This window comes from Methylomonas sp. LW13 (genome assembly GCF_016865255.1).
GTDB lineage: Bacteria > Pseudomonadota > Gammaproteobacteria > Methylococcales > Methylomonadaceae > Methylomonas.
Map to the genome: position 1 here is coordinate 1628802 of NZ_CP033381.1, position 26103 is coordinate 1654904.

Annotated in this window: 22 protein-coding genes, 2 tRNA genes and 3 rRNA genes; 22 read left to right on the top strand and 5 right to left on the bottom strand. The window is 50.1% G+C overall.

The genetic code is table 11. From position 1 onward, the window contains the following. Positions 1 to 2: 2 nt before the first annotated feature. Positions 3 to 923, bottom strand: a complete 921-nt coding sequence (ylqF, locus tag JL719_RS07305) for a ribosome biogenesis GTPase YlqF (protein WP_033158954.1) — start codon at positions 921 to 923, stop codon at positions 3 to 5. 277 nt (positions 924 to 1200) lie between these two features. On the opposite strand from ylqF, the gene gap reads away from it, so the two are divergent. Next, positions 1201 to 2214 carry a type I glyceraldehyde-3-phosphate dehydrogenase gene (gene gap, locus JL719_RS07310; protein WP_033158955.1) on the top strand — a complete coding sequence of 338 codons (1014 nt, stop codon included), beginning with the start codon at positions 1201 to 1203 and terminating at the stop codon, positions 2212 to 2214. An 8-nt stretch (positions 2215 to 2222) separates the two neighbouring features. Next, positions 2223 to 3656 carry a pyruvate kinase gene (pyk, locus tag JL719_RS07315; protein WP_033158956.1) on the top strand — a complete coding sequence of 478 codons (1434 nt, stop codon included), beginning with the start codon at positions 2223 to 2225 and terminating at the stop codon, positions 3654 to 3656. Positions 3657 to 3723: 67 nt separating this feature from the next. On the opposite strand, the gene uvrD is transcribed toward pyk, so the two are convergent. After that, positions 3724 to 5889: a DNA helicase II gene (gene uvrD, locus JL719_RS07320; RefSeq protein WP_033158957.1), complete on the bottom strand. Its 2166-nt coding sequence runs from the start codon at positions 5887 to 5889 to the stop codon at positions 3724 to 3726. A gap of 101 nt (positions 5890 to 5990) precedes the next feature. Between uvrD and JL719_RS07325 the strand changes: the two genes are divergently transcribed. Beyond that, positions 5991 to 6227: a YgaP family membrane protein gene (locus JL719_RS07325; RefSeq protein WP_033158958.1), complete on the top strand. Its 237-nt coding sequence runs from the start codon at positions 5991 to 5993 to the stop codon at positions 6225 to 6227. A 61-nt stretch (positions 6228 to 6288) separates the two neighbouring features. Here the strand turns inward: JL719_RS07325 and JL719_RS07330 are convergent, their stop codons facing one another. Beyond that, a complete protein-coding gene (locus tag JL719_RS07330) occupies positions 6289 to 6729 on the bottom strand; it encodes an FxsA family protein (RefSeq protein WP_033158959.1) in 441 nt (146 codons plus the stop codon). Positions 6730 to 6801: 72 nt separating this feature from the next. Here JL719_RS07330 and cutA point away from each other — a divergent pair, with 72 nt between their 5' ends. From cutA to JL719_RS07375, 9 genes are all read left to right on the top strand, one after another. Further along, positions 6802 to 7119, top strand: coding sequence for a divalent-cation tolerance protein CutA (gene cutA / locus JL719_RS07335; protein WP_033158960.1), 318 nt, complete (start codon positions 6802 to 6804; stop codon positions 7117 to 7119). After that, a complete protein-coding gene (locus JL719_RS07340; RefSeq protein ID WP_033158961.1) occupies positions 7101 to 9320 on the top strand; it encodes a protein-disulfide reductase DsbD in 2220 nt (739 codons plus the stop codon). Before cutA ends, JL719_RS07340 begins: the two co-directional genes overlap by 19 nt. Next, positions 9317 to 9844, top strand: coding sequence for a TlpA family protein disulfide reductase (locus JL719_RS07345; protein WP_033158962.1), 528 nt, complete (start codon positions 9317 to 9319; stop codon positions 9842 to 9844). Before JL719_RS07340 ends, JL719_RS07345 begins: the two co-directional genes overlap by 4 nt. A gap of 112 nt (positions 9845 to 9956) precedes the next feature. Continuing rightward, the gene (gene aroQ, locus JL719_RS07350) at positions 9957 to 10418 is read left to right on the top strand and encodes a type II 3-dehydroquinate dehydratase (protein WP_033158963.1); all 462 of its coding nucleotides are present in this window, start codon (positions 9957 to 9959) and stop codon (positions 10416 to 10418) included. Beyond that, positions 10408 to 10842, top strand: coding sequence for an acetyl-CoA carboxylase biotin carboxyl carrier protein (accB, locus tag JL719_RS07355; protein ID WP_033158964.1), 435 nt, complete (start codon positions 10408 to 10410; stop codon positions 10840 to 10842). The genes aroQ and accB overlap by 11 nt, the downstream gene beginning before the upstream one ends. Before the next feature lie 20 nt (positions 10843 to 10862). After that, complete coding sequence (accC, locus tag JL719_RS07360) at positions 10863 to 12206, top strand: acetyl-CoA carboxylase biotin carboxylase subunit (protein ID WP_020482567.1); 1344 nt, start codon at positions 10863 to 10865, stop codon at positions 12204 to 12206. Between the two features lie 64 nt (positions 12207 to 12270). Next, the gene (gene prmA / locus JL719_RS07365; RefSeq protein WP_033158965.1) at positions 12271 to 13155 is read left to right on the top strand and encodes a 50S ribosomal protein L11 methyltransferase; all 885 of its coding nucleotides are present in this window, start codon (positions 12271 to 12273) and stop codon (positions 13153 to 13155) included. Positions 13156 to 13159: 4 nt separating this feature from the next. After that, positions 13160 to 13804, top strand: a complete 645-nt coding sequence (locus JL719_RS07370; protein WP_084153477.1) for a zinc-ribbon and DUF3426 domain-containing protein — start codon at positions 13160 to 13162, stop codon at positions 13802 to 13804. Between the two features lie 6 nt (positions 13805 to 13810). After that, positions 13811 to 15007 (top strand): class I SAM-dependent rRNA methyltransferase, encoded by a 1197-nt coding sequence (locus tag JL719_RS07375; protein ID WP_033158966.1) that lies wholly within the window; start codon positions 13811 to 13813, stop codon positions 15005 to 15007. Here the strand turns inward: JL719_RS07375 and JL719_RS07380 are convergent, their stop codons facing one another. Next, positions 15008 to 15145, bottom strand: a complete 138-nt coding sequence (locus tag JL719_RS07380; protein ID WP_165385935.1) for a hypothetical protein — start codon at positions 15143 to 15145, stop codon at positions 15008 to 15010. A gap of 41 nt (positions 15146 to 15186) precedes the next feature. Between JL719_RS07380 and JL719_RS07385 the strand changes: the two genes are divergently transcribed. From JL719_RS07385 to fcl, 4 genes are all read left to right on the top strand, one after another. Further along, the gene (locus tag JL719_RS07385) at positions 15187 to 15714 is read left to right on the top strand and encodes a hypothetical protein (protein ID WP_033158967.1); all 528 of its coding nucleotides are present in this window, start codon (positions 15187 to 15189) and stop codon (positions 15712 to 15714) included. A gap of 185 nt (positions 15715 to 15899) precedes the next feature. Continuing rightward, entirely contained in the window at positions 15900 to 17501 is a 1602-nt protein-coding gene (gene xrtD / locus JL719_RS07390) for a VPLPA-CTERM-specific exosortase XrtD (RefSeq protein WP_033158968.1), read from the top strand. Between the two features lie 80 nt (positions 17502 to 17581). Beyond that, positions 17582 to 18703 (top strand): GDP-mannose 4,6-dehydratase, encoded by a 1122-nt coding sequence (gmd, locus tag JL719_RS07395; RefSeq protein WP_033158969.1) that lies wholly within the window; start codon positions 17582 to 17584, stop codon positions 18701 to 18703. Positions 18704 to 18707: 4 nt separating this feature from the next. Beyond that, the gene (gene fcl, locus JL719_RS07400) at positions 18708 to 19682 is read left to right on the top strand and encodes a GDP-L-fucose synthase (RefSeq protein ID WP_033158970.1); all 975 of its coding nucleotides are present in this window, start codon (positions 18708 to 18710) and stop codon (positions 19680 to 19682) included. Here the strand turns inward: fcl and JL719_RS07405 are convergent. Beyond that, a complete protein-coding gene (locus tag JL719_RS07405; protein WP_129871368.1) occupies positions 19669 to 19932 on the bottom strand; it encodes a hypothetical protein in 264 nt (87 codons plus the stop codon). The genes fcl and JL719_RS07405 overlap by 14 nt on opposite strands. 207 nt (positions 19933 to 20139) lie before the next feature. Between JL719_RS07405 and JL719_RS07410 the strand changes: the two genes are divergently transcribed. The 6 genes from JL719_RS07410 (at position 20140) to grxD (ending at position 25989) form a co-directional block, all read left to right on the top strand. Further along, positions 20140 to 21673 (top strand): 16S ribosomal RNA (locus JL719_RS07410). Positions 21674 to 21733: 60 nt separating this feature from the next. Further along, positions 21734 to 21810: transfer RNA gene (locus JL719_RS07415), tRNA-Ile, on the top strand. 116 nt (positions 21811 to 21926) lie between these two features. After that, positions 21927 to 22002 (top strand) — tRNA-Ala (locus tag JL719_RS07420). A gap of 323 nt (positions 22003 to 22325) precedes the next feature. Continuing rightward, positions 22326 to 25220 (top strand): 23S ribosomal RNA (locus JL719_RS07425). Positions 25221 to 25421: 201 nt separating this feature from the next. Next, positions 25422 to 25537: ribosomal RNA gene (gene rrf / locus JL719_RS07430) — 5S ribosomal RNA — on the top strand. The 16S, 23S and 5S rRNA genes sit together here with 2 tRNA genes alongside, the layout of an rRNA operon. 131 nt (positions 25538 to 25668) lie before the next feature. Then, positions 25669 to 25989: a Grx4 family monothiol glutaredoxin gene (gene grxD / locus JL719_RS07435; protein ID WP_033157254.1), complete on the top strand. Its 321-nt coding sequence runs from the start codon at positions 25669 to 25671 to the stop codon at positions 25987 to 25989. Positions 25990 to 26103: the final 114 nt, after the last annotated feature.

Genomic DNA, 26103 nt, shown 5'->3' on the forward strand with positions numbered 1-26103 from the left:
TTTTAATTCTGTGGGTTGCCGCCGCGCCGTCTGGCTGCTTGTTTAGCGGCCTTTTGCTCGCGGATGGCGGCCAGTTCCAGCATTTCCGCTTCTATCATCTCGGGGGTTTCCAGGGTGATTTGACCCAAGGTGCCGGCGCGCAATTCATTCATTAGTAGCTTGGCGGCTTTGTCCAATTCGACGATGCCGCCGCTACGCAAACAGCCGCGTTTCGCGCCGATGGCTTGTAATAGCGCGAGCGGTTCTTCTGGCAAAGGTGCCAAACGATAGCGTTGGCTTAACTGCTCCGGGTAGGCTGTACGCAGATACTCCAAGGCATACAGTGCTATGTCGTCGTGTTGGAAAGCCGTATCCTTGATGGCGCCGCTTACTGCCAGTCGGTAGCCGCTGTGGCGGTTTTCCACATTTGGCCAGAGTACGCCAGGGGTGTCGGATAGTACGATGTTATTGGCCAAATTGATGCGTTGCTGCTGTTTGGTAACGGCAGGTTCGTTGCCGGTCTTGGCGATGGTACGGCCGGCCAGCACATTAATAATGGTGGATTTGCCGACGTTGGGTATGCCCATGATCATGGTGCGGATGACCTTGTTGGCGGCGGTTTTCTCCGGCAGCATCTTGGCGCACAAGTCGATAATCTGTTTGATTTTTTCCGGTTGTTGAGTAGTGACGGCCAGGGTTTTGACCGCCTGTTCCCGTTCCAGATAAGCTTGCCAGGTTTTAGTCATTTCCGGATCGGCTAAATCGGTTTTGCTGAGGACGCGGATGGTGGGTTTGTCGCCGCGCAGACTCGCCAGCATGGGGTTTTGGCTACTGTAAGGAATGCGGGCGTCGAGTATTTCGATCAGCAAATCGATGTCGGGCAAGGCGTACTTGATCTCCTTGCTGGCCTTGTGCATGTGGCCGGGATACCATTGAATTTGCATGGGTTGTGCTGCGGTAAGTGGAAAAAATAGAATTGTACCTTTTATCCGGCCGGCGCTATTGATTACTGGTTTGTCTTTAGGGCCTATAGGTGCAGGATGGTAAGCGCCCTTCAACAGGGGTAGAGCCCCGACATGTTTAAAAAGCCGGATTTCTGTACGCCGCAACGCGCCGCGGCGGTAGACGTAGAGGGCTGCTTGTTGCTACAATCCAGTCTATTTTTGGTGCTTTTGGCACATCTCGACGCAAGTCTTTCACACTCATCCCGGAGAAAACTCTATGGCAATTAAAGTTGCAATTAACGGTTATGGTCGTATCGGTCGCAATGTCATGCGCGCTTTGTACGAATCAGGTCGCACCAACGAGATCCAAGTGGTCGCTATCAACGATTTGGGCGATTCCAAAACCAACGCACACTTGACCAAATACGACACCGTACATGGTAAATTTCCGTTTGATGTGTCTGTAGACGGTGATTACATCGTGATCAATGGCGATAAAATCCGGGTATTTGCTGAAAGAGATCCCGCTAAATTGCCTTGGGCTGAGTTGGGAATTGATGTGGTTCACGAGTGCACCGGCTTCTTCACCAGCAAAGCCAAAGCGTCTGCGCATATCACTGCCGGTGCAAAAAAAGTCATTATCTCCGCACCTGGCGGCAACGATGTCGATGCCACGATTGTTTACGGTGTTAACCACCAAACCTTGAAAGCGTCCGACACCGTTATCTCTAATGCTTCTTGCACCACCAACTGCTTGGCGCCTTTGGTTAAACCTTTGATGGACAGCATTGGTGTCGATCACGGTTTGATGACCACCATTCACTCTTACACTAACGACCAAGTATTGACCGACGTGTACCACAGCGACTTGCACCGCGCCCGTTCCGCGACGCAATCCATGATCCCCACCAAAACCGGTGCGGCTGCTGCAGTAGGTTTGGTATTGCCGGAAATGAAAGGCAAACTGGACGGCTTCGCGATGCGCGTGCCTACCATCAACGTATCGGTTGTTGACTTGTGCTTCCAAGCTTCACGCAACACCACCAAGGAAGAAATCGACAGCATCCTGCGCGAAGCGGCTGCCGGCCCATTGAAAGGCATTTTGGCCATCAACGACGAGCCTTTGGTATCCATGGACTTTAACCACAACCCACATTCTTCTATCTACGAAGCGGGCCTGACCAAAGTCACCGGTGGCAATTTCGTGAAAGTCTTGTCCTGGTATGACAACGAGTGGGGTTTCTCAAACCGTATGCTCGATACCACGGTTGCTTTGTTTAACGCTAAATAAGGGTTTACATGCTGTTACGAAGAACGAAAATCCTGGCTACGCTGGGACCTGCTACGGACAAGCCCGGTGTACTTGAAGAGTTGTTCGAGGCTGGAATCGACGTTGTCAGGCTTAATTTCTCGCACGGTTCGGCGCAGGATCATATCGACCGCGCCAACCGGGTTCGCGAGCTGAGTAAAAAAACCGGGCGTCGCGTCGGTATTCTGGCCGATTTGCAAGGTCCGAAAATCCGTATCGAGCGGTTTAAAGAGAACAAAGTTTGGTTGGAAGAAGGTCAAGCTTTTGCTTTGGACATTAATCTAGGCAAACTGGATGGCGACAACACCCAAGTCGGCATCAGCTACGAGCCGTTGGCGCGTGAAGTGAAACCGGGTACACGGTTGTTGCTGGACGACGGACGGGTTGTATTGGACGTGGTCAATGTTGAAAACAACACCCGCGTCAATACCACGGTAGTAGTTGGCGGCGATTTGTCCAACAATAAAGGCATCAATTTGTTGGGTGGCGGTTTGTCCGCGGCAGCTTTGACTGACAAAGACAAGGAAGACATCAAAACCATCGCGGTGATTCAAGCCGATTACGTGGCGATTTCCTTCCCGCGTACGGCAGCCGATATGAACGAAGCCCGTGAGCTGTTGCAAGCAGCTGGTTCTTACGCCGGATTGGTTGCCAAGGTAGAGCGCGCGGAAGCGATGGAAGTTATCGACGAAATCATCCTGGCCTCGGACGCGATCATGGTCGCGCGTGGCGACTTGGGTGTGGAAATCGGCGACGCCAATTTGCCGGCTGCGCAAAAACTGCTGATCAGCCGTTCGCGCGAGTTGAACCGGGCGGTGATCACGGCTACGCAAATGATGGAGTCGATGATCGAGAATCCAATCCCGACCCGTGCGGAAGTATTCGATGTGGCCAACGCCATTGTCGATGGTACCGATGCGATCATGTTGTCCGCGGAAACCGCCTCAGGCAAGCATCCGGTGAAAACCGTGCAAGCCATGGTTCGCATTTGTTTGGAAACTGAAAAGCAACCTAGCGTGACCAAATCCATGCACAGGATGACCGACAAGTTCGAACGGATGGACGAAGCGATTGCGATGTCTGCGATGTATATGGCCAACCATACCAAAATTGCCGGTATAGCGTCTTTGACCGAGTCGGGTTCTACTCCGCTTTGGATGTCGCGGATCAGCTCGGATATTCCTATCTTTGCCTTCAGCAGTCAGGAGCGCACTTTGGGGCGTGTGACTCTTTACAAAGGTGTGTTTCCGATTCCGTTTGCTAAGGAGAAAATGGAGTCGGCCAGCGTGACCGATAGCCTGATCAAGGCTTTGAAAGTCCGTGGTGTCGTAAAAGCGGGCGATGCACTGATCCGCACCAAAGGCGACTTGACCGGCGCCAGCGGCGGGACTAACTCCCTGAAGGTCATTACTGTCACCGACTAATCCTCTTAGTCGGATTGGCTTGTTTCGCGGCGTTCGGTTGATCCGCACGCCGCGTTTTTAATATATTCTAAGCAGCATCCAGTTTGGCGTAAGCCAGCATCAGCCATTTGATGCCCGCATTGCGGAAATTGATTTGCACCCGCTCTTGTTCGCCTTCGCCTTCCATTTGTAGTACCACGCCTTCGCCGAATTTTTCGTGCCTGACAGGCTGTCCGAGTTTGTAAGTACCCTTGCTGCCCAAGCCTTTGGACTGCGATGCGCTATTGGTAGTCGGTCTGCTGACATTGGCGCGTAACCTGATTTCCTGAATCGATTCCGGCGGCAGTTCGCGCAAAAACCTAGAGGCGCGGGGATAACTGTCTTTACCATATAGGCGCCGCGACTCGGCGTGCGTCAAGTAAAGTTGTTGCATGGCCCGAGTGATGCCGACGTAGCAAAGTCGGCGTTCTTCCTGTAAGCGGCCCGCATCGTCCAGCGCTTGTTGCGAGGGAAACAGGCCTTCTTCCAAGCCGACCAGAAACACCAGTTTGAATTCCAAGCCTTTAGCCGAATGCAGCGTCATCAACTGTACGCAATCTTCATCGACTTCGCCTTGCATTTCGCCGGCTTCCAATGCGGCGTGCGCTAAGAACATGTCCAACTCGCCCAGGTTTTCGGCGTTTTCGCTGTCGTAATCAAATAGTCTGGCGGCGTTGACTAACTCCTCCAGGTTTTCCACTCTGGCTTCGCCTTTGTCCTGTTTTTCTTTCTTATACAGTTCGATTAAGCCGCTGGTTTCGACGACTTGTTTGACCGTTTCGTGCAGACTCAATTCTTTCGTCGTTTCGCCGAGCGCGATAATCAGATTTAAAAAGCCACGCAGGGCATTGCTGGCGCGGGCAGGTAGTTGATTGCTTTCCAACATAGCCAACGCGGCTTGCCACAGTGATAGCTGTTGTTCGCGGGCCAAAATGCGCATGTCGTCCAGGGTTTTGGCCCCAATACCGCGTGTTGGCGTATTCACTACCCGTTCAAACGAAGGGTCATCGTGCGGGTTGGTAGACAGTCGTAAATAGGCGAGGGCATTTTTGATTTCCATACGCTCGAAAAATCGCAGGCCGCCGTATACCCTGTAAGGTGTGGCGGTGGTCATCAAGCGTTCTTCAAACTGTCGCGATTGGGCGTTGGATCGATACAGAATTGCGGTCTCGCTGCGTAAGCCACCATCTCTAACCCATTGCCGAATTTTCTCGACCACGAAATACGCTTCATCTTGCTCGTTAAACGCCGAATACAAGGAAATGGCCTGACCTTCGCCGGCAGCAGTCCATAATTCCTTGCCCATTCGATTGTCATTATTGGCGATCAGGGTGTTGGCGGCTTTCAGTATGTGGCCGGTGGAGCGGTAGTTTTGCTCGAGACGGACGATGCCGTGCTCCGGATAGTGCTTTTGGAAATTGAAAATATTTTCGATTTTGGCGCCGCGCCAGCCGTAAATTGATTGATCGTCGTCGCCGACCACGAACAGATTATTGTTGCCTTCGGTAAGCAGGCGCAGCCAGGCGTATTGGATGGTGTTGGTGTCTTGAAATTCGTCGACATGGACTTGTTGGAAACGCTGCCGGTAAAAGGCCAATAAGTCCTCGTTATCGCGCAACAGTTCATGAGCTCTCAGTAATAGCTCGGCAAAATCCACCAAGCCGGAGCGTTGGCACACGTCTTCATATGCCAGGTAAATATCCTTCATCTGCCGGTTATAAAAATCGCCGTTGTCGTGCATATGCTTGGCGCGGATGCCTTCGTCTTTTTGGGCATTGATAAACCATTGCGCCTGCTTGGGCGGCCATTTGCTGTCGTCCAGATTCAGGTTTTTCATCAGCCGCTTGATGATGCGCAATTGGTCGTCGCTATCCATCACTTGAAAGGTGTCGGGCAATTTGGCTTGCTTGGCGTGTTGCCTCAATAAGCGGTGGGCCAGGCCGTGGAAAGTGCCTATCCACATGGCGCGGGCTGGGGTTTCGAGCAACTCTTCGATACGGTTGCGCATTTCGTTGGCGGCCTTGTTGGTAAAGGTCACCGCCAAGATGTTATAGGGCGAAATGTGGTTGACTTGAATATGCCAGGCGATGCGATGCACCAATACCCGGGTTTTGCCGCTACCGGCCCCGGCCAATACCAGCATGGCTTGCATGGGAGCGGAAACGGCCAGACGCTGGTCGTCGTTTAAGGAGGTGATGATAGAAGAGACGTCCATTTTTTATAGCTTGCAGATTTTGAGGAGCTGTGTATATTTGCTTGCCTTTAAGGGAAAGCCGTGCGTCGGGACTAATAACTACAACACAGAGAGGATTGGAAATGAGCTTCGATTATAAACGTTTGATCAAATTTGAGCACAACATCGGCGAGAAAGATAAGAAAGTTCGCATAGTTTCTGGCGTGGTGTTGCTCAGCGTATCGCTGTTTACCGCCAGCATCCTGATGTTGTTGGTTGGCTTGGTCTTGGTTGCGACCAGTTATTCCGGCTGGTGCCCGGTATATTCCGGTATGGACAAAAATACCTTGGGTGCTGATGCAGGGTCTACCGGTCAATAACTGCTAGTGGCCAGCTCCGAATCTGCGCCTTTGGCGCGGATTCGGATTCAAAAAAACCTTATTAATCTTGTTTGTTGTACTCGCCTTCGATAATGGTTTGCGAGTCTCGTGCCTGTTTAAACACAGAGCCCATCTGAGTTTGCAGCAAATGATGCTCGATGATGTACTGGGCAATCTTTCTGCGTAAGGTTGGAATCAGACAAGCGAAACCCAACAGGTCGGTGAAAAATCCCGGCGTCAATAACAGCGCTCCGCCTACCAGCAATATCGGGCCCTCGATCATTTCATAAGCAGGAATTTCCCCTTGTGCCAACCCGGACTGGAAGCGCTGCCAGGTGGTGAAACCTTGCCGACGTAGTAGCCAAGCGCCCAAAACCGCAGTAAAAACCACCAGTAAAATAGTGGGAAAGGCGCCGATCAAGCCGCCGACTTGCAATAGCACGTATATTTCCACAAACGGCACGATCAAAAAAGCGATAAACAGAATTTGCATGGTTTTCATGGTGAGTCCGGTTGCGGTAAAAAGCCGCTAATACTAAGAGCATCTTGGTGCAAATTCCAGGATAATATCGCGATGTATCAATTGATTCTTTGTACCTGCCCGGACCTAGAGGTTGCTGACAAACTGGCCGGCACTCTGATAACCCAAAAATTAGCGGCCTGCGTGAACATCTTGCCAGGTGTGTGCTCGGTTTATGAATGGCAAGGTGAAATTGAAACCGCTCAGGAACATTTGCTGCTCATCAAAAGTCATCAAGACCGCTATGCGGCCATTGAAGCGACGCTGAAAAGCCTACACCCTTACCAACTCCCGGAAATTATTGCGGTCGCGATAGCAAGCGGCTCGCTGGATTATTTGAAATGGATAGACTCATGCCTTGGCATCGACTGATTTTATTATGTTTATTCGCTGTTTTTTGGCGCACTGCGGCGGCGCTGGAAAGTCAGGATTTTTTGCCCCCGGAGCAGGCGTTCAAATTAACTGCCACGGCCGAAACCGCCGATAAAGTTGAATTGCACTGGCAGATAGTCGAAGGCTATCACCTGTATCGGGATAAGACCAAGTTCCAGTCGCAAACTGAAGTGATTCAGCTGGGCCAGGCAAGTATGCCGGAAGGCGTTACCGAGCATGACCCGAGTCTGGGTGACGTGGTGGTGTATCGCAATACCTTGGATGTCGTGTTGCCGCTGATTAATCAAGGTCGTGAAACCCAATTAAAGCTGCTGGTTAAATACCAAGGTTGTGCGGATGCCGGGGTTTGTTATCCGCCGCAAAAAGTACTGCTGGATGTGGCGCTCCCTGCAGCTTCGGCCGCTGCAAACAATGGGGCGCTCAATCAGTTTGTCAAAGGTCTAAAGGGTTTGTCGCCCGGCTTGTTTTCTGAGGAGTTATTGCCGGCGGAACAAGCCTTTCAGTTTTTCGCGACTTTGAAAGATCCGCATACTGTGCAAGCAACCTGGCAAATTGCCGAGGGTTATTACCTCTATAAGGATAAGTTGTCGGTCAAAGCGGAGGGCTCTACCCAGACGCGGTTGTCGCCCTTGCAACTTCCGGAAGGGGCTGCTTACCACGACGCTGAGTTCGGTCAGGTGCAAATCTACCGGAACCAGATCAGCGTCGATATACCGCTGTTACGAGATAGCAAGGCCGCCGAAACCATTGAGTTGCTGGCAAAGTTTCAAGGCTGTGCCGACCGCGGTGTGTGCTATCCACCCATGCAAACCAAGGTCAGCCTTGACTTGCCGCCCACTGATGTATTGCCGCAAGCCAAGCCTGCCGCGGTTGCCGAATTATCGGAGCAGGACAAAATCGTCAATGCTTTGCGGCATGATAGCTTGGCGCTGACTTTATTCAGCTTCTTCGGATTCGGCTTGTTGCTGGCCTTTACCCCGTGCGTGTTTCCGATGATTCCGATTCTGTCCGGCATCATCGTCGGTCATGGTGACCAAATCGGTACGCGCAAGGCCTTTTTGCTGTCTTTGAGTTATGTGTTCGCTTCGGCGTTGATGTATACGCTGTTCGGTATCTTGGCGGCTTTGTTCGGCAGCAATCTGCAAGCGACCTTTCAAGAGCCTTGGGTAATCGCCGTATTTTCAGGATTATTCGTGTTGTTATCGCTTTCGATGTTTGGTTTTTACCATTTGGAGCTGCCTAAATCGCTGCAATCCGCCTTGCATCACTCCAGTGATAAGCATCGCGATGGGTCTTACCTTGGTGCCGGTATTATGGGGGCTCTGTCGTCGCTGATCGTCGGGCCTTGCGTGGCAGCCCCGCTGGCAGCGGCATTGATTTACATCGGTCAAACCGGTGATGTGGTGTTGGGTGGTTTGGCGTTGTTCATGATGGGCCTTGGTATGGGTGCACCGTTATTACTGTTGGGCGCATCAGCTGGAAAACTGCTGCCCAAGGCCGGTGATTGGCTGAATGCCACCAAAGCCGTATTCGGCGTGGCGATGCTGGCCGTGGCGGTGTGGATGTTATCGCGGATTCTGCCGGCTGCGGTGACGATGTTTTTGTGGTCTTTATTGCTGGTTATTCCCGCTATATTTCTTGGCGCCATCGATCCGCTGCCTGAATCGGCTAAGGGTTGGCGCAAGCTTTGGAAAGGGCTAGGTATCATCATGCTGGTATTCGGCATATTGCAATTGATCGGCTTGAGCGCCGGAAACGACAATCCCCTACAGCCCCTGCAAGGCATGGGTTTCAATGCGCAAGCGCAGGAACCGGTTCAGGGGCTTAGTTTTCAGAGGGTGGCATCGGTGGCGGAATTGGAGCAACGCATCCAGCAGGCAACGGCCAGCGGCAAGCTGGTGATGCTGGATTTCTATGCCGATTGGTGTATTTCCTGTAAAGAGATGGAGGCTTACACCTTCACCGATCCGCAGGTTAAGCGACAATTGGCTGATTTCGTCCTGCTCCAGGCCGATGTGACCGATAACAATGAAGCAGATAAAGCCTTGTTAAAACGCTTCGAACTGGTTGGGCCGCCGGGCATCATATTTTTCGGTGCCGATGGCCGTGAACAGGCTGCGCAGCGCGTGATCGGCTACCAAGATGCCGCTACTTTTTTAAGAACCTTGCAACAACTATGAATAAAAAAATCATACTGATAGTCGCCGCTATTGCCTTTATTGCGCTGGCGGCCGGCCTGTTTGTCAGACAATATTTCGCAGCCCCTGAAGCCGGTAAACCGACTCCGCAAATCAATTTCAGCTTGCCTGACCTGGCGGATACGCCGCAGTCGGTCACGCAATGGCAAGGCAAAATATTGATTATCAATTTCTGGGCAACCTGGTGTCCGCCATGTTTGAAGGAAATTCCCGAGTTCATCAAGCTTCAGGACGAGTATAAAGACCAAGGTGTGCAGTTTGTCGGCATAGCCATTGAAGAGAAGCAGCCGGTAGAAGATTACCTGAAGCGCGTCAAGATCAATTATCCAGTTTTGATTGGCGGCGAAGGTGCAACGATGTTGGCTCAACAACTGGGTAATGTAATCAATACCGTGCCGTTCACGGTCATCATTAATCAACAAGGGCAAATCGTGCATCATCAGTTAGGCGAATTGACGCGAGAGAAAGTGTTGGAAGTGATTGCGCCGTTGTTGGCGGCAAAATGACTGAAAAATCGCTAAAACGCGGGCTAATGAAGTGAAAAGCGGTTTATCTGGACAAAAACCTACAAATTAGGCAGAATTCCTCTTTATTTAGTATTTTTGTTCAGCACCGGCAATGGCAAACCTCACTGTTCTCAATGGACCCAATTTAAATTTGTTAGGTGTTCGAGAACCAGGGCTATACGGGAATAGAACATTGCAGAGCATTCAACAGGCAATGGAGCAATTGGCCCGAACGCTTGGGCATCAATTAAGCTTTTTGCAAAGCAATGCAGAGCACGAAATTATTGAACACATACATCAAGCGTATCGGCAGGGTGTCGATTTTATCATTATCAATCCTGCCGCATTTACTCATACCAGCGTGGCTATTCGCGATGCCTTGCTGGCAACCAAGATTGCATTCATAGAAGTACATTTATCGAACGTGCATGCCCGTGAGCCTTTCAGGAAGCATTCGTATTTTTCGGATATCGCCGTTGGCGTTATCTGTGGATTGGGGGCGAACGGTTACGAATTGGCTTTGCAAGCCGCTCATCAGATATTACTAGAGAGAACTCAGAACAATGGATATTAGAAAAATAAAAAAACTGATTGATCTTATCGAGGAATCCGATATTGCTGAAATAGAGATTCGCGAAGGCGAAGAATCAGTGAAAATCAGCCGTTATTCAGCGGCGGCGCCTGTGCAATACGCAGCGCCTGTTGCTGCGCCCGTGGCGGCGGCACCAATTGTCAATGCCGCTCCAGTTGAAGAAAAAGTCAGTGGTCATGTCGTGAAGTCACCCATGGTCGGGACTTTTTACCGATCTGCATCTCCCGGTTCAGCGGCATTTGTCGAGATTGGACAGTCGGTTAGCAACGGTCAAACCTTATGCATTATCGAAGCGATGAAAATTTTGAATCAGATCGAAGCCGATAAAAGCGGCAAAATCAAACAAATTCTGGTTGAAAACGGCCATCCGGTCGAATACGGCCAACCTTTGTTCATCATCGAATAACCGACAAAGGGGCTGGACTAATGTTTGAGAAAATTGTTATCGCCAATCGCGGCGAGATTGCTTTGCGCATTTTGCGGGCATGTCGCGAATTGGGCATTAAAACCGTGGCTGTGTATTCCGAAGCGGACCGCGACTTAAAACACGTCAGACTGGCCGATGAAGCAGTCTGTATCGGTCCCGCGGCATCCGCCGGCAGCTATCTAAATATTCCGGCGATTATCAGCGCCGCCGAAGTGACGGATGCCGAAGCCATCCACCCCGGTTACGGATTCTTATCCGAAAACGCCGATTTTTCCGAAAAAGTCAGCCAAAGCGGCTTTGTATTCATCGGTCCCAGACCTGAAACCATAAGGATGATGGGTGACAAAATCGCCGCGAAAAAAGCCATGCAGGCGGCGGGGATTCCTTGTGTGCCGGGTAATGGCGATCCTTTGGGTGAAGACGAGGAAACTAATCTTAAAATGGCGCGGGAAATTGGTTACCCGGTCATTATCAAAGCGGCTGGCGGCGGCGGCGGTCGCGGCATGCGCACCGTGCATACCGAAAGCGCGCTGCTGAATGCCATTGCGATGACCAAGGCCGAAGCCGGTACAGCGTTCGGCAATAGCACCGTCTACATGGAAAAGTTTCTGGAAGATCCGCGCCATATCGAATTTCAGGTGTTAGCCGATTCCCACGGCAACGCGATACATTTAGGTGAACGCGATTGCTCTATGCAGCGTCGCCATCAAAAAGTGGTGGAGGAAGCTCCCGCTCCAGGCATTACCGAAGAGCAACGCAAACAGATGGGCGAGCGTTGCGCATTGGCTTGTCAGGAAATCGGTTATTTAGGTGCGGGTACTTTCGAGTTTCTGTATGAAAAGGGCCAGTTTTATTTCATAGAAATGAATACGCGGGTCCAGGTCGAGCACCCGGTCACTGAGATGATTACCGGCTTCGATATTGTGAAGGAACAGCTGCGTATCGCCGCCGGCGAGCCTTTGTCGATCACGCAAGAGCAGGTGAAGTTTACCGGTCATGCGATCGAGTGCCGTTTGAATGCGGAAGACCCGAAAACCTTTATGCCTAGTCCTGGTGTGATCGATCAATTCCATATGCCGGGCGGACCTGGCATCCGTTGCGAAACGCATATCTATAACGGCTATAAAGTCCCGCCGTATTACGATTCCATGATTGGCAAGCTGATTGCGCACGGCGACGATAGGGCGAGTGCGATTGCCCGGATGAAGACCGCGCTGAGCGAAATGGTGATAGACGGCATCAAAACTAATATCCCCTTGCAACAAAGTATTATGGCTGACGCGGCGTTCGCCCAGGGTGGGCAAAATATCCACTATCTGGAAAAGAAATTGGGTATCCATTAATCGGCTTGGGGGAGGGTATTGCGAAAATGGCGTCTCCTTTCCCAGCTAAAAGCTTTATATAACTATGGCCTGGCATCAGCTTTCCGTTATCACCGACGAAACCACCGCTCCTGATATATCGGAGTTTTTCAGCGAATTGGGCGCGGTTTCGGTGACTTACAGCGACGCCGATGATGAGCCGGTTTACGAGCCGGCCATCGATCAAACCAAAATCTGGACCCGTACCCGGGTCACCGCCTTGTTCGAGCTCGATACCGATCCGGATATCGTACGCAACTTGCTGTTCAATCAATTCATAGGTCAGCCTTTGCAGGAATGGGTAGCCGAGGTCTTGCAGGATCAGGCTTGGGAACGGGCGTGGATGGAGCATTTCCAGGCGATGAAGTTTGCCAATCGTTTGTGGATTTGTCCCAGCGGCCAGGAACAACACGAGCCGGGCACGGTTTGCATGACTTTGGATCCGGGCTTGGCGTTTGGCACTGGAACTCATCCGACTACTGCATTATGTTTGGAGTGGTTGGCCGGTAACGATATTAAAGACAAAGTATTAATCGACTACGGTTGTGGCTCGGGGATTCTTGCCGTGGCCGCGCTCTTATTGGGCGCCAAGCAGGCGCATGCGGTGGATATCGATCCGCAAGCGTTGACTGCCAGTCAATACAACGCCGAAAAAAACCAGGTACAGCAACGAATCGATTATTATCTTCCTGAACAGTTTTCCGCGTTTGCAGCTGATCTGGTCCTTGCCAATATTCTCGCTAAACCGCTGATTGAGCTGGCCGCAACTATTGGCGCATTGGTCAGGCCTGGCGGGCAGTTGGTTTTGTCGGGAATTTTGAACGAACAAGCCGAATCTGTAGCAGCAGCTTATCGCGAGCAGGGCTTCTTTGTTGCGCCGCCGGTCAGTCAGGAAGACTGGTGTCGATTGGACGCCTATAAAACTGACTGAATAGATGTATAGCCGATGTCCACATTGCGCTAAGCAGCACGAAGTTACCGTCGAGCATTTACGGCAAGCGCGTGGGTTGTTGGATTGTTCGGTATGCGGCAAATCTTTCGATGCGTTGCGATTCCTTAGTGAAGATGAGGATGCGGTGCTAGCGGATGAGTCACCGTATCCGGATGATCAAATTTCAGAAAAGCGGCCGCAGACTCCGGCGGTTTGGTTTGGCGCAACCGGTTTGGTGTTATTGTTGCTGGTGGCGCAAATCCTGTATTTCGAAGGCTATCGATTAACTATGCAGCCGCAGCTCAGGACGCGTTTGGATAAAGTCTGTGCGGCCTTAGCTTGCCGGTTACCGACGTATAAAAATCTTGAAGAATTGAGCGTTTCGCATAGCGATTTGCGGGTTCGGAGCGATAGCAGTTATTTGTTTAGCGCCGTGCTCAGTAATCAAGCGCCATTTGCGCAAGCGGCGCCGGATTTAAAGCTGAGCGTGTTGAATTTTAATGGACAGGCAATTGCGGAACGGGTGTTTAGTTCTGCCGAGTACCTGCCGAGACCAACAAGTCTAGCCCCAGAGCAAACGGTCGAAATCCGTTTGGCTATTGTGGCGCCTGCCGCGCCAATTGGCGGTTACACCTTTACCTTACTTTAGGGCAATATGAGCTACCCCGAACTGTTTCTGAAAAAAAACGAAGACAAACGCCTGCGGCAAGGGCATTTGTGGGTGTTCAGTAATGAGGTTGATAGCCAGCGCAGCCCATTGGAGCATTTTACGGCTGGAGACCTAGTCCTGGTCCACGATTCCGGCGGTAAGGCTTTGGGCATAGCTTATGTCAATCCTCATGCACTCATTTGCGCGCGCTTGTTGACGCGTAAAACCAATATCAAAATCAGTGAAAGTTTTTTTAAAGCGCGATTGACCCAAGCTTTGAGTTTGCGCGAGCGCTTGTTTGATAAACCCTATTATCGCTTGGTGTTCGGTGAAAGCGATGGCCTGCCTGGTCTGGTGATCGACCGCTTCGGTGTCGTGCTTTCCGTGCAAATTACTACTGCAGGAATGGAGCGGTATAAGGATGTGCTGGTCAAGATCCTACTTGAGCTGCTGGCGCCAACGGCTATTTTGCTGAAAAACGATAATAGTCAGCGCCAGTTGGAAAGTCTCTCTTTGGAGCCTGAGCTGGTTTACGGCGAGTTGCCTGAGCAATTGCTGATTGAAGAAAACAACGTGCGTTTTCTCGTTAATGTGGCAGAGGGTCAAAAAACCGGTTGGTTTTACGATCATCGCAACAGTAGGGCGCAGTTTGCTCAAGCTTGCCATGGTTTAAGGGTGCTTGATTTATTCAGCTATGCCGGTGCTTGGGGTATACCTGCCGCAGTGGCGGGCGCTGCGGAAGTGTGTTGTGTGGATAGCTCCGAGAGTGCGTTGGCTTTAGCTTCCACTAGTGCTGAATTGAATCAGGTGCAGGGCAAAATGCAATTCGTGCGCAATGACGTGTTCGAGTTTTTGAAGCAAGCCCGTGAACAGCAACAGCATTACGACGCGATTATCCTGGATCCGCCCGCGCTGATTAAACGTAAAAAAGATTTCAAAGCAGGGTACGAAGCCTATCGGCGCTTGAATCATTTGGCGCTACAGGTTTTGTCGAATAATGGTATTTTGGTCTCGGCATCATGCTCGCATCATTTGAGTAGAGATAATTTGCATGAAATATTGCGTTCTTCGGCGCGGCACATTGACCGGCACTTGGTGTTTTTCGGTGCCGGTACTCAAGGCCCGGATCATCCGATTCATCCGGCCTTGCCTGAGACCGATTATTTGAAAACCTTTTTTTGTGCAGTATCGAGCCGGCTATAGTCAATTATGGTGGATTCCAAGCCCCAATGCGGTCTGTGCGGTCAGCGGGTGTTGATTCCCGGATTTGAGCTCAACACTTTGCTGGGCGAAAAAAAATTCTGTTGCGAAGGTTGTCGCAGCATTTTTCAACTGCTCCATAGCGAGCAAATAATAATAACGACTCCAGAGGAGAAATAAACATGAAAGCCTGCGAATCTTGTGCAGACCGCGTCAATATCGGTTGCCATCATAAACAAATGCCGGTTATATCCAGAGCTATCGGTTTGCTGTTTATCTATTTGCCGATTTTGACCTTGCCGTTTGTGATTACCAGCGCTTATTTGACTTATTTCAGCCTGAAATTGGTCGGTGCGGAAAATGTTAAAAAATGGAGTGATTTTCTGCCGGCCAGGGCGAGCCATCGGTATGATTTAAAAAATCAGATTACGATGGACGGGTCATTCAAATTCAGCATGGCGCAATCGAAATTATTCTGGATTTTGAATTGCACCTGGTATTGTCCGGTGAGTGTGGGCTTATTCGAATGGCATGCTTACATGGTGAAAGTGGTGGAAAACTGGTGGTGTCCATTTACCCATGATCGTAAAAACAGCTATACCGACGGTGCTATCGATCAATCTTTTTGGCATATTTATCCTGAAGAAAAAGCTAAATTGCATGAAGACGACAAAACAAACCCGATTTTTACTGCCGATCCCGAAGCCTAAAAGTGTTATTTGTCTGTCATGATGTGTCACTCGGCTTTAATAAAGCTCGGGGATAATGGTTAGATTTACCGGTTAGGGCTATTGCGATTGATCGGGTTAGTAAGTAGGACAAAATTTCCATACCGCATAACAAACAGTGCCGGTATGGGGGAAATTTAAACATCAATTCTTATTTTCGACACGGAATGAATACAGAGAATACGAAACCGGCCATTGTCTGGTCATTATGGGGTGCGGCTTTATTGCTGCTGTGCGTGGTGTTCAGAGATAGCCTTATCGAAATGGCGACGACATGGACGAATGTCGAGGAATACAGTCACGGGTTTTTTATACCTATCATCACTATTTACCTGCTTTGGGTGCGGCGCGGCGAGCTAGTCTTGGTTCAAGGATTTAAAGCGTCGCTGCCCGGTATCATCATTATCTGCTTAGGGTTGATTCTTTTTATTCTGGGCGGGTTGGCAACCATAAAAACCATGGAGCAGTATGCTTTTCTGGTGGTGTTGACGGGGATGTTTGGCAGTGCTTTCGGGCTGCGCGGGTTGCGGGTTGGGGCTGTCCCTCTGTTGTTTTTAGTCTTCATGGTGCCGTTTCCATCTTTCATACTGAATAACCTGTCGTCAAAGCTGCAATTGATTTCTTCCTGGTTGGGCGTGGAATTTATACGAGCTTGCGACATCATGGTTTACCTGGAAGGGAATGTTATCGATCTAGGCAGCTATAAGTTGCAAGTGGTTGATGCCTGTAGCGGATTGCGTTATTTGTTTCCTTTGGCCAGTCTGGCTTTCCTATGCGCTTATCTGTTTAAAGGTCCATTCTGGCAGAAGTTGCTGATTTTTCTGTCGTCGATGCCCCTGACCATTTTTATGAACAGCTTTCGGATTGGTGTCATCGGGGTCCTGGTCGATAACTGGGGCACTGAGATGGCTGAAGGCTTTTTGCATGATTTTGAAGGCTGGGCGGTATTTTTGCTTTGCATGTTTCTGTTATTTATCGAGATGTGGGTTTTTAGCCGAATCAGCGGTAGGAAACTGGCAATGGGCGAACTGGTGCAGATTCCGGAAGAATGGAGCCACACGGCGCGTCGAGATATTGTCGCAATATTGAACAAATCGGTTTTCGCGGTGTTGCTATTGCTTTGTATAGGTGCAGGCGCTTCAGAGGTCTTTAAGGGGCGGGAAGACATTATTCCAGCGCGAAAAGCGTTTTTAACATTTCCGACGACGTTGGGAAGTTGGCAGGGACGTAATGACTATTTAACGCAATTTTATCTAAACGAGTTGAAATTGACGGATTATGTTATTGTCAATTTTGCTCAGCCTGAAACTCGGAACAGCGTTAATTTTTACAGCGCGTACTACCAATCGCAACGCAAGGGCGCCGTAGTACATTCGCCCCGCAGTTGTATTCCTGGGGATGGTTGGCAGATCAGCAGTTTCGAGCAACGCGAGTTCACAGATTTGCAACTGGACGGGCAGGCATTGCAGGTAAATCGGGCCATTATCCAAAAAGGCGAAAGCAGACAATTAGTGTATTTTTGGTTCCAGCAGCGCGGCCGGATGATAACTAACGAATATATGGTCAAATGGTATTTATTTTATGATGCCATCACTATGAATCGCACCGATGGGGCCTTGATTCGCTTGGTGACTCCTGTGGATAAGGTGGAAGATATTGCCGTTGCCGACAAACGCCTGCATCTATTTTTAAAAGATTTATTGCCTGAGTTACCCGCCTATTTGCCGGGTAAGATCATTGAGCCTGTTTATTCGGCTTTACCGGGTTAATCAATTAAGACGTCGGCTTCATTGCCTGACGAATTTATGCGGTTTTACGTCGATTTGACTCAAAAGAAAAGGAGCTGTAAATGAGTAGAAAAAAAGCATTGATCACTGGCATAACCGGGCAAGACGGATCCTATCTTGCCGAATTTCTGTTGGAAAAAGGCTATGAAGTGCATGGCATCAAACGGCGTTCGTCATTATTTAATACCGAACGCGTTGATCATATCTATCAAGACCCGCATATTAAGGATCCCCAATTCTTTCTTCATTACGGTGATTTGACGGATAGTTCGAACCTCACCCGTATCCTTAGCGAAATTCGTCCGGATGAAGTCTACAACTTGGGCGCGATGAGCCATGTTGCTGTATCGTTTGAGTCTCCTGAATATACGGCCGATGTAGACGGTATGGGGACATTAAGGCTTTTGGAAGCCATTCGTTTCCTCGGTATGGAGAAAACTACGCGTTTTTACCAGGCATCCACTTCTGAGTTGTATGGTCTGGTCCAAGAAATTCCGCAGAGAGAAACCACGCCGTTTTATCCCCGTTCGCCTTATGCGGTAGCCAAGCTCTACGCCTATTGGATCACCGTTAATTATCGTGAAGCTTATGGCATGTATGCCTGCAACGGTATTCTGTTCAACCACGAATCGCCGCGCCGAGGCGAAACTTTTGTGACGCGCAAAATCACTCGAGGCCTCAGTAATATCGCAATTGGTCTGGATAAATGTCTATATATGGGCAATATGGATTCTCTTCGAGACTGGGGGCATGCGAAGGACTACGTGCGGATGCAATGGATGATGTTGCAGCAAGATCAGCCTGAAGATTTTGTGATTGCTACAGGTGTGCAGTATTCGGTGAGACAATTTATCGAAATGTCGGCTAAAGAATTGGGTGTGACTATTCGTTGGGAAGGTGCGGGCGTTGAAGAAAAAGGTTATGTCGATGCTATTAACGGTGACAAAGCGCCTGGTATGGCGGTTGGACAAAACATCGTCGCTATCGATCCGCGCTATTTTAGACCTGCCGAAGTGGAAACGCTGTTGGGCGATCCGACTAATGCCAAGAACAAATTGGGTTGGGTGCCGCAAATTACTTTGCAAGAAATGGTATCCGAAATGGTGGCCTATGATCTTGAGCAAGCGCAAAAACATGCTCTGCTGAAAGAACAAGGTTATAACGTGGCGGTTAGCCGGGAGTAACAGCATGGTAGATAAGAAAGATAAGATTTATCTGGCGGGCCACAGAGGTATGGTAGGCTCGGCGATTTATCGGCAATTGACTGAGGCGGGTTATCAAAACATTGTAGTGCGTACGCATGCTGAATTGGATTTGACCGATCAAACGGCTGTGCAGGACTTTATGCAACAAGAGCGTCCGAATCAGGTGATTCTCGCGGCGGCCAAGGTTGGCGGCATTCATGCCAATAATGAATATCCGGCGGAATTTATCTATCAAAATCTGATGATGGAAGCCAATGTGGTTCATCAGGCTTGGCGGATTGGATGCAAACAACTGCTGTTCTTGGGCAGTTCTTGTATCTATCCGAAATTCGCTGAGCAGCCGATGCGAGAAAGCGCGCTGTTGACAGGCGTTTTAGAGTCGACCAATGAGCCGTATGCAATTTCCAAGATTGCCGGAATTAAGTTGTGTGAGTCATATAACCGGCAGTACGGCGTAGATTATCGGTCTGTGATGCCGACCAATTTGTATGGCGAAAATGATAATTTTCACTTGCAAAATAGCCATGTTATCCCGGCATTAATTAGAAAGTTTCATGATGCCAAGGTTAGTAATTCTCCGACTGTCAGTGTGTGGGGAACTGGTAAGGCTATGCGCGAGTTTTTGCACGTCGAGGATATGGCTGCTGCTTGTCTGCATGTGATGGCCTTGGACAAAGAGCAATATCAATCTTGCACTGAACCCATGCTGTCGCATTTAAATGTTGGGACTGGTGAAGATGTAACGGTGTGTGAATTGGCTGAAATCATCCAAGACGTCGTTGGTTTTCAAGGGCAAATTAACTGGGATAGTACCAAGCCGGATGGTACTCCGCGAAAACTGATGGATGTCTCAAAGCTTAAGTCTTTGGGGTGGCAACCAAAGATACCGCTTAAAACAGGTCTGGAGCTTACCTATCGTTGGTTTTTAGAGCATCAAGGCCAGTTTAAAGCAGAATAGTTTTGCCCAAATCCCGGCGCGCCTGCGAGGCATGTTTATCAAGTAGGGAAAAGAAAGTTTGCGCGAATAGAAATAATTTCTTGACGCGAGGATGTTGGGTGATTAGAATGAGCGGCTCTTCACTGCTCTGGCTTTTAAGTTTTGGTGGTGAAGCGGTCGGCTTAGTTCGGCGGGTTTGAGGTTGTTGATTGGCGGGTTTGTTTTTTGGTTTCGGTTTTTGAAATGGCTTAAAAATAAATTTGACAAACACTGAAAACGCTGTAGAATATGTCGGCTCAACAGGGCGAAATGCTCTGGCTCTTTAACAAACGAAATCGAAATAATTTGTGTGGGTATGTGTAGCGACTATGTGCCGTTAGAAATAGTCGACACAGAAACCACGTCAATTCGCAAGAAAAGATGTTCTGTAGTCGAGCCAAGATTGGTCACTAATCTTATTTAGTGGCAAGTTAAAATTAAACTGAAGAGTTTGATCATGGCTCAGATTGAACGCTGGCGGTATGCTTAACACATGCAAGTCGAACGGTAGCAGGCCTTCGGGCGCTGACGAGTGGCGGACGGGTGAGTAATGCATAGGAATCTGCCTATTAGTGGGGGACAACGTGGGGAAACTCACGCTAATACCGCATACGCCCTACGGGGGAAAGCTGGGGACCTTCGGGCCTGGCGCTAATAGATGAGCCTATGTCGGATTAGCTAGTTGGTGGGGTAAAGGCCTACCAAGGCGACGATCCGTAGCTGGTCTGAGAGGATGATCAGCCACACTGGGACTGAGACACGGCCCAGACTCCTACGGGAGGCAGCAGTGGGGAATATTGGACAATGGGCGAAAGCCTGATCCAGCAATACCGCGTGTGTGAAGAAGGCCTGAGGGTTGTAAAGCACTTTCAATAGGAAGGAATACCTATCGGTTAATACCCGGTAGACTGACATTACCTATACAAGAAGCACCGGCTAACTCCGTGCCAGCAGCCGCGGTAATACGGAGGGTGCAAGCGTTAATCGGAATTACTGGGCGTAAAGCGTGCGTAGGCGGTTGTTTAAGTCAGATGTGAAAGCCCTGGGCTTAACCTGGGAACTGCATTTGATACTGGGCAACTAGAGTTTAGTAGAGGGGAGTGGAATTTCAGGTGTAGCGGTGAAATGCGTAGAGATCTGAAGGAACACCAGTGGCGAAGGCGGCTCCCTGGACTAAAACTGACGCTGAGGTACGAAAGCGTGGGTAGCAAACAGGATTAGATACCCTGGTAGTCCACGCCGTAAACGATGTCAACTAACTGTTGGGTTCTTAAAGAACTTAGTAGTGGAGCTAACGTATTAAGTTGACCGCCTGGGGAGTACGGCCGCAAGGCTAAAACTCAAATGAATTGACGGGGGCCCGCACAAGCGGTGGAGCATGTGGTTTAATTCGATGCAACGCGAAGAACCTTACCTACCCTTGACATCCAGAGAATCTGTTAGAGATAGCGGAGTGCCTTCGGGAACTCTGAGACAGGTGCTGCATGGCTGTCGTCAGCTCGTGTTGTGAAATGTTGGGTTAAGTCCCGTAACGAGCGCAACCCTTATCCTTAGTTGCCAGCGGGTCATGCCGGGAACTCTAGGGAGACTGCCGGTGATAAACCGGAGGAAGGTGGGGACGACGTCAAGTCATCATGGCCCTTATGGGTAGGGCTACACACGTGCTACAATGGCCGGTACAGAGGGCTGCGAACTCGCGAGAGTAAGCGAATCCCAAAAAGCCGGTCCCAGTCCGGATCGCAGTCTGCAACTCGACTGCGTGAAGTCGGAATCGCTAGTAATCGCGGATCAGAATGCCGCGGTGAATACGTTCCCGGGCCTTGTACACACCGCCCGTCACACCATGGGAGTGGGTTGCAAAAGAAGTAGGTAGTTTAACCTTCGGGAGGGCGCTTACCACTTTGTGATTCATGACTGGGGTGAAGTCGTAACAAGGTAGCCCTAGGGGAACCTGGGGCTGGATCACCTCCTTACAAAGACGGCACACCGTTACACGTACTCACAACAAATTATTTCGATTGAAAGACGCACCTGGGTCTGTAGCTCAGTTGGTTAGAGCGCACCCCTGATAAGGGTGAGGTCGGAGGTTCAACTCCTCCCAGACCCACCAACGCATAAAAGGCGAAAGCAATAAGGCGAAACACAATCAGACCACACGCCTGGTTAGAATAACTGGCGCTGTGCTTAGTCACGTTTCGGCTTGAGTCTTGGCTTTAGTCTGCTTTAGGGGCCATAGCTCAGCTGGGAGAGCGCCTGCCTTGCACGCAGGAGGTCGGGAGTTCGATCCTCCCTGGCTCCACCATCATGCTGAACGCTGAGGGTCAACCAGTTCGTCAAACGTAAGAAAAATAGTGGATGAACATCAACGCTATAGGGTTTTATCGGCGGCAACAGATAAAGACTTTATAGCATTGGTATTCGTACCGATAGCTCTTTAACAATATGGAAATCTGTAACTATAGTAATGATCAGCAATGATCAACACTAAAACGAGTTGCGGTTTGAATAACGTCAGTCTCGAAAGAGAAAGGCTGAAAGCAAACGGCATGTCGTTCTCAAGCAGAAAAAATCAGCGAAAATGTCAGCTGACAGTATAACCAAAGTACAGACGTATTCGGGTTATATGGTCAAGTGAATAAGCGCATACGGTGAATGCCTAGGCAGTAAGAGGCGATGAAGGACGTTGTAGCATGCGAAAAGCTTTGGGGAGCCTGCAAACCGGCTGTGATCCAGAGATGTCCGAATGGGGAAACCCGGCGCGCATAAGCGCGTCATCTTTGAGTGAATACATAGCTCACTGAAGCGAACCCGGAGAACTGAAACATCTAAGTACCCGGAGGAAAAGAAATCAACCGAGATTCCCTAAGTAGTGGCGAGCGAACGGGGACTAGCCCTTAAGCTAGGATAAGGTTAGTGGAACGGTCTGGAAAGTCCGGCGATACAGGGTGATAGCCCCGTACACGAAAACCTTTTTCTAGTGAAATCGAGTAGGTCGGAGCACGTGAAACTTTGACTGAATATGGGGGGACCATCCTCCAAGGCTAAATACTCCTTACTGACCGATAGTGAACTAGTACCGTGAGGGAAAGGCGAAAAGAACCGCGGAGAGCGGAGTGAAATAGAACCTGAAACCGTATGCGTACAAGCAGTGGGAGCCCCTTCGTGGGGTGACTGCGTACCTTTTGTATAATGGGTCAGCGACTTACATTTTGTGGCAAGCTTAACCGAATAGGGGAGGCGTAGCGAAAGCGAGTCTTAATAGGGCGTTTAGTCGCAAGGTGTAGACCCGAAACCGGGCGATCTATCCATGGCCAGGCTGAAGGTTGGGTAATACTAACTGGAGGGCCGAACCCACGTCTGTTGAAAAAGACGGGGATGAGCTGTGGATCGGAGTGAAAGGCTAATCAAGCTCGGAGATAGCTGGTTCTCCTCGAAAGCTATTTAGGTAGCGCCTCGTGTATCACTGCTGGGGGTAGAGCACTGTTTCGGCTAGGGGGTCATCCCGACTTACCAACCCGATGCAAACTCCGAATACCAGCAAGTGCCAGCACGGGAGACACACGGCGGGTGATAAGGTCCGTCGTGAAAAGGGAAACAGCCCAGACCGTCAGCTAAGGTCCCCAAATCTATGCTCAGTGGGAAACGATGTGGAAAGGCACAGACAGCCAGGAGGTTGGCTTAGAAGCAGCCATCCTTTAAAGAAAGCGTAATAGCTCACTGGTCGAGTCGGTCTGCGCGGAAGATTTACCGGGGCTAAGCATAGTACCGAAGCTACGGATTTACACGTAAGTGTGAGTGGTAGAGGAGCGTTCCGTACGCCTGCGAAGGTCGATTGAGAAGTCGGCTGGAGGTATCGGAAGTGCGAATGCTGACATAAGTAACGATAAAGGGGGTGAAAAACCCCCTCGCCGAAAACCCAAGGTTTCCTGCGCAACGTTAATCGACGCAGGGTTAGTCGGCACCTAAGGCGAGGCTGAAAAGCGTAGTCGATGGAAAACAGGTTAATATTCCTGTACCAGTAGTAACTGCGATGGGGTGACGGAGAAGGCTATATCAGCGGTCGGTTGGAAGTGGCCGTTTAAGCAGGTAGGCATGCATCTTAGGCAAATCCGGGGTGCTCTATGCCGAGACGTGATGACGAGCGGTTCGAAAGAACAGCGAAGTGATAGATGCCCTGCTTCCAGGAAAAACCTCTAAGCTTCAGGTTACTAGTGGCCGTACCCTAAACCGACACAGGTGGGTGGGATGAAAATTCTAAGGCGCTTGAGAGAACCCAGGTGAAGGAACTAGGCAAAATGATACCGTAACTTCGGGAGAAGGTATGCCCTCATTACGTGAAGGTCCTCGCGACTGGAGCGGAAGGGGGTTGCAAAAAATCGGTGGCTGCGACTGTTTAGCAAAAACATAGCACTCTGCAAACACGAAAGTGGACGTATAGGGTGTGACGCCTGCCCGGTGCTGGAAGGTTAATTGATGGGGTTATCTTCGGAGAAGCTCTTGATCGAAGCCCCAGTAAACGGCGGCCGTAACTATAACGGTCCTAAGGTAGCGAAATTCCTTGTCGGGTAAGTTCCGACCTGCACGAATGGCGTAACGATGGCCACACTGTCTCCACCTGGGACTCAGTGAAATTGAAATCGCTGTGAAGATGCAGTGTACCCGCGGCTAGACGGAAAGACCCCGTGCACCTTTACTATAGCTTGACACTGGACTTTGAACCTACTTGTGTAGGATAGGTGGGAGGCTTTGAAGCGGGAACGCCAGTTCTCGTGGAGCCAACCTTGAAATACCACCCTGGTATGTTTGGAGTTCTAACCTCGATCCATTATCTGGATTAGGGACAGTGTCTGGTGGGTAGTTTGACTGGGGCGGTCTCCTCCTAAAGAGTAACGGAGGAGCACGAAGGTACCCTCAGCCTGGTCGGAAATCAGGCAATGAGTGCAAAGGCATAAGGGTGCTTGACTGCGAGACGGACAAGTCGAGCAGGTACGAAAGTAGGTCTTAGTGATCCGGTGGTTCTGTATGGAAGGGCCATCGCTCAACGGATAAAAGGTACGCCGGGGATAACAGGCTGATACCGCCCAAGAGTTCATATCGACGGCGGTGTTTGGCACCTCGATGTCGGCTCATCACATCCTGGGGCTGAAGCAGGTCCCAAGGGTATGGCTGTTCGCCATTTAAAGTGGTACGCGAGCTGGGTTCAGAACGTCGTGAGACAGTTCGGTCCCTATCTGCCGTGGGCGTTTGAGATTTGAGGGAAGCTGCTTCTAGTACGAGAGGACCGAAGTGGACGAACCTCTGGTGTTCCGGTTGTCATGCCAATGGCATTGCCGGGTAGCCACGTTCGGACAGGATAACCGCTGAAAGCATCTAAGCGGGAAGCCCCTCCCAAGATGAGATCTCACTGGGACTTTAAGTCCCCTGAAGGGCCGTCGGAGACTACGACGTTGATAGGCACGGTGTGGAAGTCCAGTAATGGGCGTAGCTAACGTGTACTAATTGCCCGTGAGGCTTGACCATATAACACCCAATGCGTTTGGGTCAGGTCAGATGACAAGCTGATAACCAACTGAGAACGATAAGCTCAATACAGATTTCCATGAAAAACAGGACCGGGAACAACCTAAGTTAAATGCGAACGCATCACCCAAAGGTTTTTCCTAAAAGCAAAAGCTTATAACCTGTTTATGAAGGCTGACTAAAAGCAGCCAAACCAGTTTGCTTGGTGAACATAGCAAGCGTGAACCACCCGATCCCATCCCGAACTCGGAAGTGAAACCGCTTAGCGCCGATGATAGTGTGGCAGGTTGCCATGTGAAAGTAGGTCATCGCCAAGCTCTTAAACCAAAAGCCCCGCTAGCTATAGCGGGGCTTTTTTTTGACTAAAAATCACCCCGCTGCTGCTCTCTTCTCTTTTGCGGACGGGGTTGTTAGAATCCCCTCTCATCAATGTTTAGCGAGAAAACGCATGAGTGCAATAGACAGAATCCAAGCCCAATTAGCCAGCCATCCTGTGGTCTTGTACATGAAAGGCACCCCGGACTTCCCCCAGTGTGGATTTTCCAGCCGGGTGGTGCAAGTCTTGCAGGCTTGCAATGCGGATTATGCCCACATCAATATCTTCGAAGACCCTGAAGTGCGTGAAGCCTTAAAAGAATACTCGCACTGGCCTACCTATCCCCAACTGTATATCAACGGCGAATTAATCGGCGGCTGCGATATCGTCATTGATCTCTTTAATAAAGGTGAGCTTAATAATTTGCTGGCAAGCGTTGGCTCCAAGCTTTAGTCGAAAAAGGTATATTAATTAAGCAGCAGCGTGCCTATTCGACCGTGTATTGCGATGGACTTTCTGCCATTCTCGCCAATATGTTTGGGTGCAATGTGTTCTAAGTCGCTAATT

What these genes read in the sequence shown, in the direction of transcription:
- JL719_RS07345 (WP_033158962.1), top strand. Translation starts at nt 9,317, where the DNA reads ATGAATAAAAAAATCATACTGATAGTCGCCGCTATTGCCTTTATTGCG.
- JL719_RS07370 (WP_084153477.1), top strand. Translation starts at nt 13,160, where the DNA reads ATGTATAGCCGATGTCCACATTGCGCTAAGCAGCACGAAGTTACCGTC.
- JL719_RS07330 (WP_033158959.1), bottom strand. Translation starts at nt 6,729, where the DNA reads ATGAAAACCATGCAAATTCTGTTTATCGCTTTTTTGATCGTGCCGTTT.
- prmA (WP_033158965.1), top strand. Translation starts at nt 12,271, where the DNA reads ATGGCCTGGCATCAGCTTTCCGTTATCACCGACGAAACCACCGCTCCT.
- JL719_RS07325 (WP_033158958.1), top strand. Translation starts at nt 5,991, where the DNA reads ATGAGCTTCGATTATAAACGTTTGATCAAATTTGAGCACAACATCGGC.
- JL719_RS07380 (WP_165385935.1), bottom strand. Translation starts at nt 15,145, where the DNA reads ATGGAGCAGTTGAAAAATGCTGCGACAACCTTCGCAACAGAATTTTTT.
- xrtD (WP_033158968.1), top strand. Translation starts at nt 15,900, where the DNA reads ATGAATACAGAGAATACGAAACCGGCCATTGTCTGGTCATTATGGGGT.
- accB (WP_033158964.1), top strand. Translation starts at nt 10,408, where the DNA reads ATGGATATTAGAAAAATAAAAAAACTGATTGATCTTATCGAGGAATCC.
- gmd (WP_033158969.1), top strand. Translation starts at nt 17,582, where the DNA reads ATGAGTAGAAAAAAAGCATTGATCACTGGCATAACCGGGCAAGACGGA.
- cutA (WP_033158960.1), top strand. Translation starts at nt 6,802, where the DNA reads ATGTATCAATTGATTCTTTGTACCTGCCCGGACCTAGAGGTTGCTGAC.
- pyk (WP_033158956.1), top strand. Translation starts at nt 2,223, where the DNA reads ATGCTGTTACGAAGAACGAAAATCCTGGCTACGCTGGGACCTGCTACG.
- ylqF (WP_033158954.1), bottom strand. Translation starts at nt 923, where the DNA reads ATGCAAATTCAATGGTATCCCGGCCACATGCACAAGGCCAGCAAGGAG.
- gap (WP_033158955.1), top strand. Translation starts at nt 1,201, where the DNA reads ATGGCAATTAAAGTTGCAATTAACGGTTATGGTCGTATCGGTCGCAAT.
- fcl (WP_033158970.1), top strand. Translation starts at nt 18,708, where the DNA reads ATGGTAGATAAGAAAGATAAGATTTATCTGGCGGGCCACAGAGGTATG.
- JL719_RS07375 (WP_033158966.1), top strand. Translation starts at nt 13,811, where the DNA reads ATGAGCTACCCCGAACTGTTTCTGAAAAAAAACGAAGACAAACGCCTG.
- grxD (WP_033157254.1), top strand. Translation starts at nt 25,669, where the DNA reads ATGAGTGCAATAGACAGAATCCAAGCCCAATTAGCCAGCCATCCTGTG.
- accC (WP_020482567.1), top strand. Translation starts at nt 10,863, where the DNA reads ATGTTTGAGAAAATTGTTATCGCCAATCGCGGCGAGATTGCTTTGCGC.
- JL719_RS07340 (WP_033158961.1), top strand. Translation starts at nt 7,101, where the DNA reads ATGCCTTGGCATCGACTGATTTTATTATGTTTATTCGCTGTTTTTTGG.
- JL719_RS07385 (WP_033158967.1), top strand. Translation starts at nt 15,187, where the DNA reads ATGAAAGCCTGCGAATCTTGTGCAGACCGCGTCAATATCGGTTGCCAT.
- aroQ (WP_033158963.1), top strand. Translation starts at nt 9,957, where the DNA reads ATGGCAAACCTCACTGTTCTCAATGGACCCAATTTAAATTTGTTAGGT.
- uvrD (WP_033158957.1), bottom strand. Translation starts at nt 5,889, where the DNA reads ATGGACGTCTCTTCTATCATCACCTCCTTAAACGACGACCAGCGTCTG.